At 70.4% G+C, this 12138-nt stretch carries 13 protein-coding genes; 9 read left to right on the forward strand and 4 right to left on the reverse strand.

The window, feature by feature from the left end; all coding sequences use genetic code 11:
* Window positions 1-180: 180 nt before the first annotated feature.
* From V6D49_RS00095 to V6D49_RS00105, 3 genes are read left to right on the forward strand one after another with little or no spacing between them, the layout of a single operon-like run.
* Complete coding sequence (locus V6D49_RS00095) at window positions 181-1269, forward strand: IS630 family transposase (RefSeq protein ID WP_340555944.1); 1089 nt, start codon at window positions 181-183, stop codon at window positions 1267-1269.
* Window positions 1270-1289: 20 nt separating this feature from the next.
* Entirely contained in the window at window positions 1290-2687 is a 1398-nt protein-coding gene (locus V6D49_RS00100; protein WP_340555945.1) for a helix-turn-helix domain-containing protein, read from the forward strand.
* Window positions 2687-3262 carry a transcriptional regulator gene (locus V6D49_RS00105; protein WP_340555946.1) on the forward strand — a complete coding sequence of 192 codons (576 nt, stop codon included), beginning with the start codon at window positions 2687-2689 and terminating at the stop codon, window positions 3260-3262. Before V6D49_RS00100 ends, V6D49_RS00105 begins: the two co-directional genes overlap by 1 nt.
* Before the next feature lie 165 nt (window positions 3263-3427).
* Here V6D49_RS00105 and V6D49_RS00110 read toward each other — a convergent pair whose 3' ends face one another.
* A complete protein-coding gene (locus tag V6D49_RS00110; RefSeq protein ID WP_340555947.1) occupies window positions 3428-4498 on the reverse strand; it encodes a hypothetical protein in 1071 nt (356 codons plus the stop codon).
* A 196-nt stretch (window positions 4499-4694) separates the two neighbouring features.
* Between V6D49_RS00110 and V6D49_RS00115 the strand changes: the two genes are divergently transcribed.
* On the forward strand, window positions 4695-6302 hold the full coding sequence (locus V6D49_RS00115; protein ID WP_340555948.1) for an IS1182 family transposase: 1608 nt from the start codon (window positions 4695-4697) through the stop codon (window positions 6300-6302).
* 190 nt (window positions 6303-6492) lie between these two features.
* On the forward strand, window positions 6493-7302 hold the full coding sequence (locus V6D49_RS00120; protein ID WP_340555950.1) for a transposase family protein: 810 nt from the start codon (window positions 6493-6495) through the stop codon (window positions 7300-7302).
* Between the two features lie 107 nt (window positions 7303-7409).
* Here the strand turns inward: V6D49_RS00120 and V6D49_RS00125 are convergent, their stop codons facing one another.
* Together V6D49_RS00125 and V6D49_RS00130 are read right to left on the reverse strand one after the other, a co-directional pair.
* Complete coding sequence (locus tag V6D49_RS00125) at window positions 7410-7601, reverse strand: hypothetical protein (RefSeq protein ID WP_340555951.1); 192 nt, start codon at window positions 7599-7601, stop codon at window positions 7410-7412.
* A gap of 49 nt (window positions 7602-7650) precedes the next feature.
* Complete coding sequence (locus V6D49_RS00130; protein ID WP_340555953.1) at window positions 7651-7917, reverse strand: hypothetical protein; 267 nt, start codon at window positions 7915-7917, stop codon at window positions 7651-7653.
* A gap of 209 nt (window positions 7918-8126) precedes the next feature.
* Between V6D49_RS00130 and V6D49_RS00135 the strand changes: the two genes are divergently transcribed.
* Both V6D49_RS00135 and V6D49_RS00140 read left to right on the forward strand, forming a co-directional pair.
* Window positions 8127-9074 (forward strand): hypothetical protein, encoded by a 948-nt coding sequence (locus V6D49_RS00135; RefSeq protein WP_340555955.1) that lies wholly within the window; start codon window positions 8127-8129, stop codon window positions 9072-9074.
* Entirely contained in the window at window positions 9014-9307 is a 294-nt protein-coding gene (locus V6D49_RS00140) for a hypothetical protein (RefSeq protein ID WP_340555956.1), read from the forward strand. The genes V6D49_RS00135 and V6D49_RS00140 overlap by 61 nt, the downstream gene beginning before the upstream one ends.
* A 122-nt stretch (window positions 9308-9429) precedes the next feature.
* On the opposite strand, the gene V6D49_RS00145 is transcribed toward V6D49_RS00140, so the two are convergent.
* On the reverse strand, window positions 9430-9960 hold the full coding sequence (locus tag V6D49_RS00145; protein WP_340555958.1) for an HAD domain-containing protein: 531 nt from the start codon (window positions 9958-9960) through the stop codon (window positions 9430-9432).
* 385 nt (window positions 9961-10345) lie between these two features.
* On the opposite strand from V6D49_RS00145, the gene V6D49_RS00150 reads away from it, so the two are divergent.
* Both V6D49_RS00150 and pfkB read left to right on the forward strand, forming a co-directional pair.
* Window positions 10346-11107, forward strand: a complete 762-nt coding sequence (locus tag V6D49_RS00150) for a DeoR/GlpR family DNA-binding transcription regulator (protein WP_340555959.1) — start codon at window positions 10346-10348, stop codon at window positions 11105-11107.
* Complete coding sequence (pfkB, locus tag V6D49_RS00155; protein ID WP_340555961.1) at window positions 11104-12051, forward strand: 1-phosphofructokinase; 948 nt, start codon at window positions 11104-11106, stop codon at window positions 12049-12051. The genes V6D49_RS00150 and pfkB overlap by 4 nt, the downstream gene beginning before the upstream one ends.
* Window positions 12052-12138 lie beyond the last annotated feature (87 nt).

Here is a 12138-nt window from a genome sequence, read left to right on the forward strand (position 1 = left end):
TTCGATGGCACAAACCGGTCAACTTCAGTGGCACAGGATCATGACCTGGAGCACGCCCCAACAGCCTGCCGGTCGGTGGGCACACATCAGCCAAGCCATTGCCTCTTCAACGCTGGCAAATGTCAATCAGAAAGCTAGTGTCCTGAGTCGTTTGTTCGGTTGCGGTTGTAGGGTGGGGCGATGCCTGGTCCGAAGCCGTTGCTGCTGGAGCTGTCTGATCACGAACGCCGTGTCCTGCGGGGCTGGTTGCGCAAACGGACGGCCTCGCAGGCTCTGGTGCTGCGGTCGAGGATCGTCCTGGCGTGTGCCGAGGGTCGACCGAACGCGCAGGTCGCGGATGACCTGGGGATCTCGCGGGAGACGGTGCGGAAGTGGCGCTCGAGGTTCGTCGCGGACCGGTTGGAGGGTCTGGTGGACCTTCCGCGTTCGGGGGCGCCCCGAAAAATCTCCGACGAGCAGGTCGAGGCCATGGTCGCCAGGACCCTTGGCCAGGCGCCGCCGTCGGGTGATTCGCACTGGTCGACGCGGTCGATGGCCCAGGTCGAGGGCATGTCGCAGTCGGCCGTCTCGCGGATCTGGCGGGCGTTCGGCCTCAAGCCGCACATCGTTGAGACGTGGAAGCTCTCGACCGACCCGCAGTTCGTCACCAAGGTCCGCGACGTGGTCGGCATCTACCTCTCGCCCCCGGAGAACGCCCTGGTCCTGGCGGTGGACGAGAAGTCGCAGATCCAGGCTCTGGACCGCACCCAGCCCGTGCTGCCCCTGGCGCCGACGGTCCCGGCGAGGATGACGCACGACTACGTCCGGCACGGCACCACCAGCCTGTTCGCCGCCCTGGACATCGTCTCCGGCTCGGTCATAGCCCAGCACTACCGACGCCACCGCGCCCAGGAGTTCCTCCGCTTCCTGAAGACCATCGACGCCGCCGTGCCCAAGCACCTCGAACTCCACCTGGTCCTGGACAACTACGCCACCCACAAGACCGAAGCGGTCAAGAAGTGGCTGCTGCGACACCCCCGCTTCCACCTGCACTTCACCCCCACCTCCGCCTCCTGGCTCAACCTCGTCGAGCGCTGGTTCGCCGAGCTGACCTCCCGCAAACTCCGCCGCTCGACCCACCGCAGCGTGATCGAACTCGAGCGGGACATCCGCGGCTGGATCAACGAGTGGAACAAGAACCCCAAGCCGTTCATCTGGACCAAGACCGCAGACGAGATCCTCGAAACCCTCGCCGCATACTGCACACGAACTAACGACTCAGGACACTAGATTTCGTCTATCATCATGCCATGACCAGTGAGCTTGAGGGAGACGGCGTCGCGGCCCTTCTGGCGGAGGCGAAGCTGGCGGCAGCGTTCGACGACCCGGCGGAGCGGGTGCGGTTGCGGAAGGCGGCGGGGCTGTCGCTTGAGCAGGTGGCGAAGGCCGTGGGGGTGGGGCGGCAGACGGTGGCGAACTGGGAGGCGGGCGGGATGCCGTCCTCGCCGTCGCGGGGGAAGTACCTGCGGCTCCTGGAGGGGCTCGCGCAGATCCACCCCGCCCCGGCCCCGACACAGGAGCCGCACACAGCCGTGCAGCCGCAGCCCGCCAGCGCCCCACAGGCGCCAGCCCCACAGGCGCCGGCTACGGAGAGCCCGGCGGCGCGTCAGGCGCGGGCCGGGCACGCCCGGCACCAGAACCGGCGCCGCACCAGCTCCACCGAGCAGGTCCACGCGGAGCTGCGGGAGAAGATCGCGGCAGCCGTGGACCAAGAGCTGACGCGGGCCGGTGGTGATGCGGACGCGGCGGCCGGTGCGCTGGTGAAGCGGGCCATCCCGGATGTGATGGGGTTGTTTGCGCGGACGCGGGCGCAGGCGCGGTATGAGCACACCGCCTATCCGGCGCTGCCGGACATCTTGCGTAAGCCGTCGAAGTCGGATCCGGATCTGATCTGGGAGGCGCGGCCGTCGTGGCGGCATCCGGGGTTTCGGCGTCATCCGGATGGTGAGGTGGCGGTGACGGCGCTGGATGTGAACGCGGCGTATTTGTCGGCGTTGAAGACGTGGCTGCCGATCGGGAAGCTCACCCACAGTGTGGGTGGGGAGCATGACCGTAAGCGGGCCGGGGTGCATCTGATCACGCCGCCCGTCTGGGAGCATGCGGATCTGCCGTCGCCGTTGGGAGATCGGGAGGAGGCGGGGCCGGTGTGGGTGACCGAGCCGACCCTGCGGCTCCTGCTGCGCCTTGCCGGTCCGAAGCACCGGCTGGTGGAGGCGCCGGTCATCCACGAGTCCTGGACCTCGAACGCGACCGAGACCTTCCTCGACAGCCTGCGCCAGGTCCTCGCCGCCGCCCGCGCCGACGCCCTCGCCACCGGGGACGACGTGACGAACACGTATGTGAAGGCGATGTACTCCAAGTTCGTCTCCACCCTGGGCGAGTCCTCCCACAACCGCGAGATCGCCCGCCCCGACTGGATGCACCTCATCCGCTCCCAAGCCTTCGCCAACCTGTGGTCCCGCGCGCACAAGGCCCACCAGGCCGGGCTGACCGTCTTGTCCGCGCTGGGCACCGACGAACTCCACCTCGCCGGAGACTGGCGGCAGACCTGGGCCGAGGGGCGGGGGCTGGCGGAGATGAAGGTGAAGACCGACCGCGACGGGCAGCCCGTCACCTACACCGTCACCGCTGTCGGCGGGGGGCGTTGATGGCCGGGCGGTGGATGAACCTCGGCCACTACAACGCCCACGGCATCCCCGGCGCCGACGCCCTCGGGGCCGGGATCGAGCGGATGGTCACCGGCATCACCTCCCCCGCCGACACCGAACGCGGCATCGCCGCCCGCCTGCGCTACCTCACCGCATCCCCCGCCGGCTACGCCGCCATAGAGCGCGCCGGGATCAGCGTCACGCCCCGGACGCTGTTCGCGTGGCTGGCCGAGGAACGCCTGCCCAACCGCGCCAACCAGCAGAGACTGGACGCCGCCTACTGGGACCTGCGGCGCCACAACGTCGCCGCCGACCTCAAACGCCGCCTCACCTCACGCGGCGGAACCCGCATCGAGATCGACCCCGTCGACCAGACCCGTGTCGAGCCCCGCCACCGCCGCGACCTGTCGGTCCGGCGGCTGACCGTGCGGCCCCGCCACTGGGACGTAGCAGTCGACGCCTGGCTCAACGACGACGCCGAGACGCTGGACGCGGTGTGGGACGAGGTCATCCAGGATCTTGGCAGTGAGTACGACTCGTATGCCTTCGTCTCCTCCATCGGCTGGAACGCCTGAACCTACTGGCCTCCCCGGGGCCCATCCAGAAATGAGCCGAAGCACGATAGTTGTCACCAAGGCAGGGGCGTCGTCACCGTAGCTGCTGTAAGGCGGACGCTATGCCCCCTACGCTCCAGCTCGACACAACTCCCCCTTCGACGAACTGGCCGCAGCGTGGAGTGGTCAGAAGCGCGCTATGCGGGCGTCCAGGCAGTCCTGACACAGCCCAAGGTCCTCGTACAGTCCGGGGGAGTAGTGCTGCTCACAGCTCTCGCACGTCTTCAGAGTGTCGAAGCCGACGCCGCAGGCGAAGCACACCGAGTGCCGGTGGCCCGGGGCTGAGGCTACGGTGGCAAGGTCGACCAGGACCGCGGTCTCGCAACACTCGGGGCACTGAACGACTTCGACACCCCATTCGGCCTGCGCTAGGCCGCTGTCTACGGCCGCGAGCTCGGCGTCAGGCCAGGCGTGGTGACAGAACCGGCACGACAGCGGCCCGCTGCCGGAGCCGAGGACCACGGCCCACTGGGCGCACAGCACGCACTGCGCGGTGACCTGGCGGACCTTCTCCAGCTCGGAACGGAGTTGGTCGTGGCGCCGCTTGAGAAAGGACTGGATGGTGCTGAGCCGCGCGCGGACGTATGCCAACTCTTGTTCGACCTTGTCGAGGGGGTACCCGGGCTGCACAGGCAGTTCCGCGTGGATGAAGTCCATGAGGAAGTCGAGGGCTTCGGCCGCGCGGGCTTCCACGGCGGGGGCCGGGGCGGTCAGGCCGTAGTGCTGCAGGGAGTTACGGGACTTGGCCAGCGCCACCAGAGCATCGGCGCCCTTGTCTTTGATGTCCACGCCGGCGACGTTGCGCAGCCGGTCGACGGCAGCCTTGGTAGTGCAGCTATCAAAGTCGCCAGCCTCAAACTTCTTCCGGGTGGCGGTGCCGGGATCCTTGAAGACCAGGCTCCAGTGCTCCTGCACCAGACGAGACTTGAGCAGGACTTCGGCAGCGGCCTGGAGATGCAGCACGGCGTACTTCAGGTCCCGCGGGTCCGGCGGGTCGACGGAGGTGAGATGGTCGACCACACTGCGCAGGTAGTCGAGGCCGTTCTCCACCGGGGGAAAGTCGACGTACACCGGCTCCGCGCGGCGCGGTGCGCTCGCCCGGGTGCCGTTCTTCGGGGTCTTCGCGGCAGGGGCGGCCGCCAGGTCGGAGGCGGCCTGGGGCGGGGGCACGTCACTGGGCCGGTGGTCATAGCTCATTGGGCACATTCTGCAAGGCTTCACTGACACGTGACCGCGTCAGTGAGCGACTCTGTCGGGGATCTTGGAGTTCTCGGGACGAGGGTTGGTTGCGCTTGGAACACTTCAGACGGTCCTGCGCAGTTCCGTCCTCCTGAGGTGATCAGTGTCCGTTCGTCCCCGGTCCGGTGCGGTAGTTCCCGAGCTCACAGCCCAGATGGCGCGGGCCAGCAACCCCAGTGGCACCACGGCGATGTGGGTACGTGATCACCTCGACGGACTCTGGAACGACAGGGACTTCGCCTCCTGGTACCCGCGCGACGGCCGCCCCGGACTCTCCCCGGCCCAGCTCGCCACGGTCTGTGTCCTGCAGTTCCTGCTCAACCTCTCCGACCGGCAGGCGGCCGAGGCGGTCCGGTGTCGTATCGACTTCACGTACGCCCTGGCCCTGGAGCTGGATGACCCCGGGTTCCACCACAGTGTGCTGACGGACTTCCGTGATCGTCTGTGCGAGGACGACCGCGCGGACCAGCTCCTTTCCCTGTCGTTGGAGCGGATGCGGGAGGCCGGCATGGTCACTGAGCGCGGGAGGCAGCGCACCGACTCCACCCAGGTCCTGGCCGCCGCGCGGGACCTGTCCCGTCTGGAGCTGGTCCTCGAAGCAGTACGCGCGGCCCTGGAAGAAGCCACCCAACGGGCACCTGACATCCTCGACGGTCTGGTGGATGCGGAGTGGGCCACCCGCTACGGGCGTCCGGTCCGGCTCCCCAGCCAGCCCAGTCACCCTGCCACCCGGCTCAAGCAGGCGGGAGCCGACGCCCGGAGGCTCCTCGAGCGCCTACCGCCGCACCGGCGCGGTCCTCGCGCGGAAACGCTGCGACAGATCGTCGTGCAGAACTTCCTCCTCGACGCCCGTGGCGGGATACGCCCGCGCACCGAGAAGGACGGACAGCCCAAAGGCGCCATGCGGATCGTCACGCCCTACGACCGCGAGACCCGCCGGGCCATCCGGGGCAACACCCGCTGGAGCGGCTACCTGGTCCACGTCACCGAGACCTGCGGGACCGACGATGCACAGGCCAACCTGATCACGGACATCGCCACCACCAGGCCGACCCGGGACACCGAGGCCCTCCCCGGCATCCACACCCGACTGAGTGACCGCCGGCTACTGCCCCGGCAACACCTGCTCGACGGCGGCTACCTCTCCGTCTCGCTGCTGCACCGCTCCCTACACGACCACCAGGTCGAACTCGTCGGCCCGGTCAAGGCCAGCGGGGCCTGGCAGAACAAGGGACAGGCCGGCTTCAACCGCGACGACTTCACCATCGACTTCGACCAGCGCAAGGTCACCTGCCCCAACGGCGAGACCAGCCACATCTGGCTCGAGCCACCAGCCATGGCGCCCTACACCGTGGCCCGGTTCCACCCACACCAGTGCGACTCGTGCCCCGACCGGCCCGCCTGCACCCGTGGCACCGCCGCCCGCACCGTGAACTTCCTCCCCCGCCACCTGCACGAACTGCAAGCCCAGAACCGCGCGGACCAGCAAGACTCCCAGTGGAGAAGGCTCTACGCCACCCGGTCCGGAGTCGAAGGCACCATCTGCGAGTTCATCAACGGACACCGGGCCCGCCGCAGCCGCTACCACGGCCACCGCAAGACACACGTGCAGCACGTCCTGACCGGCATCGCCATCAACATTGAACGCCTCGCCTCACGCACTACCCGACACCCCCACCGCCCCCGAGGCCCCACGAGCTTTCAGCAGTACCTCGACGCACGCGGCCTGACCTGGGAGTGCTGGTGGCGACAAGGCAAATGAGCCGCCCGCACAAGATCCCCGACAGAGTCGCTCACTGACGTTTTCTCAGCGAAATGATCTCCGCGAAGGGGTATGAATCCCCCGTGCGTGAGCAGGCCGGTCGGGCTGGGCCCGGCCGCAGGCAGACGTAAAGCCCCTGGTAGGACAGGTCTCACCACAAGATCATGTCCGCAACACCAGAGGCTTCACGTTGGTCACCTATGTTGCCACGCTCGACGTCCCACGCCATGTCGTGGCGTACCTGTCCCGTCTGCTGGCCGCGCGCCGACGGCGACTTGGCACTCCGCGTGGCAGCCGCGCGCTCGGCCCGTTCCGCCAGGCCGTGCTGGTGCTGCGCTGGTTCCGCGAGCGCGGCTGCGTGCACTGCCTGGCCCGCGACGCCGGGGTCTCCCAGGCCACCGGCTACCGCTACCTGCACGAGGGCATCGACGTCCTCGCCGACCAGGCCCCGGACCTCCACGAGGTCCTGGAACACAGTCAGCACGACGGCATGACCCATGTGATCCTCGACGGCACGCTCATCGAAACGGACCGCCTCACCGGCGTCCGGGACAACGGCAACGACCTCTGGTTCAGCCAGAAGAACAAGGCGTTCGGCGGGAACGTCCAGTTCCTCGCAGCACCCGACGGCACCCCGCTGTGGGTCTCCGACGCCGAGCCAGGGTCCACCCCCGACATCACCGCCGCCCGCATCCACGCTCTGCCCGCGCTGTACAAGGCGGCAGCCGACGGCCTGCCCACGCTCGCCGACAAGGGCTACCTCGGCTCCGGAATCAGCGTCCTCGTCCCGGTCCGGCGCCCGAAGGGCCGGTCCGAACAGGCCCTGGACGCCGACACGCGCACCACGAACAGCCTGATCACAGGCGTCCGAGCCCCCGGCGAACGCGCCGCAGCCGAACTCAAGCAACGCTGGCGCACCCTGCAACACGTCACCATCAGCCCCAGCCGAATCGGCGACATCGCCCGCGCCGCCCTCGTCCTCAACAAGATCTGGAAATGATCAACGCTGAGAAAACGTCACTCGGATCCGCAGGTGACAACTCCTGTGCTTCGACTCAAGATCGGGGCCTCCCAAATATGGGAGGTCTCGATCTTTGGATAGTCCGGTCAGTGGACGATGCGCACGACGGTGACGACCAGGACGCCGCTGCTGACGAGATAGACGGTCACGGTGCCTGCGATGGCGACCTGACGGCGGTCGCGGTCCCCGCCCGAGGCGGCGGTGGAGCCGTGGCCGTAGGGGGCAGCCGCCAGCGCCTCGATGGCCCGCTGGTAGGCGGCGCGCTGGGCGGCGGGCATCGCCTGGAGGGAGGCGTGGCGTCGTCGCCGTACTGGACGCGGTAGCGGCTCACGCCAACTGCGTGCCGGGGTGCACGCCGCCGGTCTCGCCCCGGGCGATGCGGTCCATCAACTCCGTGTCGGCGTCGTGCGCCTCGGCCGGGAGCGCCCACCCGATGACCAGGGCCGGGAGCTGGAGAACGGGCGTCGTCTCGACCTCCCGGTCGAACTGGGCGCGCTCGTCGTCACCGAGCTGGGCGCGCACGGCCGCGATGGTCGCGGGCACGCGGACCTCACGGCCGTCGACGTGGGTCGTCATGGTGGGGGTGTCCGGCATGGTGGGCCTCCCGTGTGGGTGGTCGTGCCTCCACGGTAGCGGGGGCGCGCCGGGGGCCGCTCCCGAACGGGTCAACACTGGGGCGCCGGCCCCGCCGCCACCGTAGCTGGAGAGCGTCACCCGATGTCGCTTCGCGGAACTCGTGCCTTGCCGCCCCTGGCCGCCGTTGGTCACCACGGACATCACGGGCCAAAGGGGCGAGGTGAGCGATGACGGAGGGCTACGCGCTGCTGGTCGCGGGGGAAGGGTCGCACGGTGGTGCGGCGGCGCTGGCGGGGCTTCCTGCGGCCTTGCTGCTGGGCGCGGGCGGCGAAGGGCCGGTGGCTCAGGTGACCGCGCCGCTGGAACCTGAGCAGGCGCGGGCGGCGCTGCGGGCGGCGGCCGGGCATGGCGGGCGGCTGCTGGTGGAGGTGATGGGGCGGGTGGCGCTGGACCGGTGGTGCGGGGAGCCCTACCTTGCCCTGGGGGCGGGTTCGGTTCGGTACGAGGGGCTGCCCTGGGCCTGGCTGAACAGAGAGTTGTGGCCCCGGCCCGCCGGCTCGACGACGGTGGTGGTGGACCTGGCGGTGGGTGAGGACGTCGCGGGGGTGCTGGAGAAGGACGACTGGCTGCTGGCGGTGGAGGGCGCCGCCGTGATGGGGGTGGTGTGCGGGCCGCGCCGGGCCGCGGTGGTGGGCGGGTACAGCGTGGCGCTGGCCGCCGTGCTGCGCGAGCGCGGCGGCCCGGTGCCGGCCGCGCACGGCCTGGCCGTGGCGCGTGCCGGGCTGGTGGGACGGGCAGGAGTACGGGTGCTGGGCCCGGCTTCGTCCCAGCCGCCTGCGAGCGGGACGGACACCGGCGAGGCGGTGCCGCACCCTGCGGTGACTGTCCGGATGCCGCCGCGGCCGCAAGTTCCTCCGATGCCGAGCACACCACCGGCCGCACCCGCGCCCGCGCCCGACGCCGGGAGGGTGCCGGAGGGCGGTGAACACGGCCCGATCTACACCGAGGTGCAGGCCGGGCGGCACAGCACGGCGATGGCCATGGCCGTCCAACGGGAGCGGGCCCGCTCACAGCCCACGGCGCCCGCAGCGAACAGGCGGTCCACTGGCTGGAGGTGCGAGCCGACCTGGCCCGGCTGGCCGGAAGGTGGAGCGAGGCCACGCGCGGCTGGCTGAACGCGGCCGAAGCCCGGCTGGCGATGGGCAGCTCGCCGGAGGACCCGGCCGTACGGGATGCGGTGGACCGGGCGCACCGCTGCTGGCACCGCACCACCGAGGACCCGCGGGTCTACCTCGACCTGGGCCAGGTCCTGGCCGAGGTCCGCAGGCAGGTGCCCGGACCTCCTGGAGCGCGGGCCAATATCTGCGCCCGTCTGGCTGCGGTCCCGGTGTCCGTAACCGGCCGCTGAGCTTGACGTTGAGCACCACGGCCGGCCCGCGCACGAAGGGGCCTCCTCCCCGGAGGACCCGAAGGGCGCGGGCCGACACCGGGAGCTCGGCCGAGTGGTTGAGGGAGCCGCCTGCGGCCCTGCTATCGCGGTGCTCGTCTCGGGATGACGAGACGTAGCCAGTCGGCGAGCGCGGCGAGGTCGGTGTCCATCAGGCCCTTGGCCGGGTCGACGCGGTGGAGCAATGACGGACCGCTGTGACTGGTGTCTACCCATAGGCGGTCCATGGCGCTGATCTCGTCGTCGACCCATATGAAGGGTCGACCGCTGGCCCACTCGACGAGGTGGCGGGTCTTCCAGTGCAAGCCGCGCGGGCCCTCGTCGGCGGAGGACGCCGGGCACTCCACCACGGGCAGCCGCGACAGTCCGAGGCGCGGAGCGATGACCTCGTTCGCCTCCTCCATCCAGGTCGTAGCCCATACGAGATGACATTCCAGGGCAGTGAGGCGAGAGCCGATCTCAGGATCGAGTCGCCTCAGCGAGGGGTTTCCTTGATCGCCACACGCCGAGGCCACGGTGGCCGTGTCCTGGAGGCGCCCGGACGACGACCCGAACGGGATCAGCGGACCGTCGACGTCAAGGAAGAGGAGGGGACACTCCGTCGTACTTGACACGACGGCACGATAGCCCGGTGCAGCTCAGAGCGCGTGCACGCGCGGCTCCGGCCGACAGCGGGGTCGGCGGGTAGCGCGAGCGCACCTCGGGGTCGTTCGCGCCGAGCCGGAGGGTTGTCCCGACGTGCCAGGGGCCGGGAATGGGTTGTTCAGGGGGGCGGTGTACTGCTTAACCGGCGTCAGCCCTAGGGAGGGGTGGCGCTCGGCCTGCTGGCGGCCTGTTGCGGGGGCTGGCGAGGTCGTCGCTGCCGGACCGTATCCCCAGGCTCGGGGGCGGCGCCTGTTTCTGTCTGCTTTTCTGCCCGGATCTGTTTACTTCTCCGCGTCACCTGCGTAGCATCCGAGAAAACCACAGACTCGGTCATGGAAACGGATGTAAAACCACATGTTCGCAGCGGAGCGTCAGCAGGAGATCATGCGCCTGGCCCGCGACAGCGGTCGGGTCGACGTGCTCTCCCTCGCGGAGGAGTTCCAGGTCACCGCGGAAACCGTGCGGCGCGACCTCAAGGCTCTCGACCGCGCGGGCCTGGTGCGGCGTGTGCACGGCGGCGCCATCCCGGTCGGCCACCTCGACTTCGAGCCGGACCTCGCGGAACGCGACGCGGTCGCCGCCGACGAGAAGGAGCGCATCGCGCTCGCCGCGCTTGCCGAGCTTCCCGCCGACGGCAGTGTCATCCTGGACGCCGGCACCACGGCCGCCCGGCTGGCCGCGGCCCTGCCGGTGGATTCCGCGCTGACGGTCGTGACCCATGCCCTGCCCGTCGCCGCCCGGCTCGCCGACCACCCGGGCATCGCCCTGCACCTCGTCGGAGGCCGGGTGCGCCACCGTACCCGTGCCGCCGTCGACGCCTGGGCGCTTCGGGCGTACGCGGAGATCAAGGCCGACGTCGTCTTCCTCGCCACCAACGGATTCGCCCCCGACGGCGGCCTGACCACTCCCGACCTGGCGGAGGCGGCGGTCAAGCGGGCTGTCATCGGCGCCGCCCGAAGGGTCGTCCTGCTGGCCGATTCCGCCAAGTTCGGGCAGCAGCACTTCGCCCGTTTCGGCGACCTCGCGGACGTGGATCTGTTGATCACCGACATGGGTCTCGCGCCCGACGACGCCCGCGCCATCGAGGCGCACGGCACGGAGGTCGTCCGAGCATGATCCTCACCATCACCCCGAACCCGAGCCTGGACCGCACTTACGAACTGCCGTCCCTGAAGCGCGGCGCCGTGCTGCGCGCTGCCGGGGATCGCGTCGACCCCGGCGGCAAGGGCGTCAACGTCTCCCGTGCCCTCGCCGCCGGCGGCCATCGCACCGTGGCCGTCGTGCCCCTCGGCGGCCCCGAGGGCGCGCTGCTCGACCGGCTGCTCGGGGAACACGGCATCGAGGCCGCCGGTGTGCCCGTGGCCGGCTCCACCCGCGTCAACATCACGCTCGTCGAACCCGACGGCACCCTCACCAAGGTGAACGCGCCCGGCCCCGACCTCGCGGCGGCGGAGGCCGAGGCGCTGCTGGAGGCGGTACGGGCCCGCTCCGTCGACGCGGACTGGATCGCCTGCTGCGGCAGCCTGCCGCGCGGTCTGCGCCCCGAGTGGTACGCCGCACTGGTGGCACGGCTCCACCGGGCCGGCGCCCGGGTCGCCCTCGACACCTCGGGCGAAGCCCTGACGGCCGCACTACGGGAACGGCCCGACGTGGTCAAACCCAACGCGCAGGAGCTCGCCGAAGCCGTCGGACGCCCCCTCGCCGCCGTCGGCGACGCCGTCAAGGCGGCGGAGGAACTGCGCGAACGGGGAGCCCGGTCGGTCCTGGCCAGTCTGGGCGCCAACGGCCAGCTGCTCGTCGACGAGTCCGGTACCTGGTTCGGCCACGCGCCCGCCGAGGCCGTCCGCAGTAACGTCGGCGCCGGAGACGCCTCCCTGGCGGGCTTTCTCGCCGCAGGCGGCAGCGGCCCCGCCGCGCTGGCCACCGCCGTGGCCCACGGAACCGCCGCCGTTCAGCTGCCCGGGAGCGTGATGCCGTCACCGGCCCGCCTGGATCCGGGGGCGGTGACGGTCACCCGGTCCGTCCCGCTGGACCGGCCCCTCGGGGAGCCGGCGCCATGACCGTCCGTCCGGGCCGAGCCCACCGTCCCCCTGGCACCGGAGCGCGCAACCACCGCATCGGCTCCCGGCAGGGCCCGCCGGACGGAT

The organism is Streptomyces sp. GSL17-111, assembly GCF_037911585.1.
Lineage (GTDB): Bacteria > Actinomycetota > Actinomycetes > Streptomycetales > Streptomycetaceae > Streptomyces.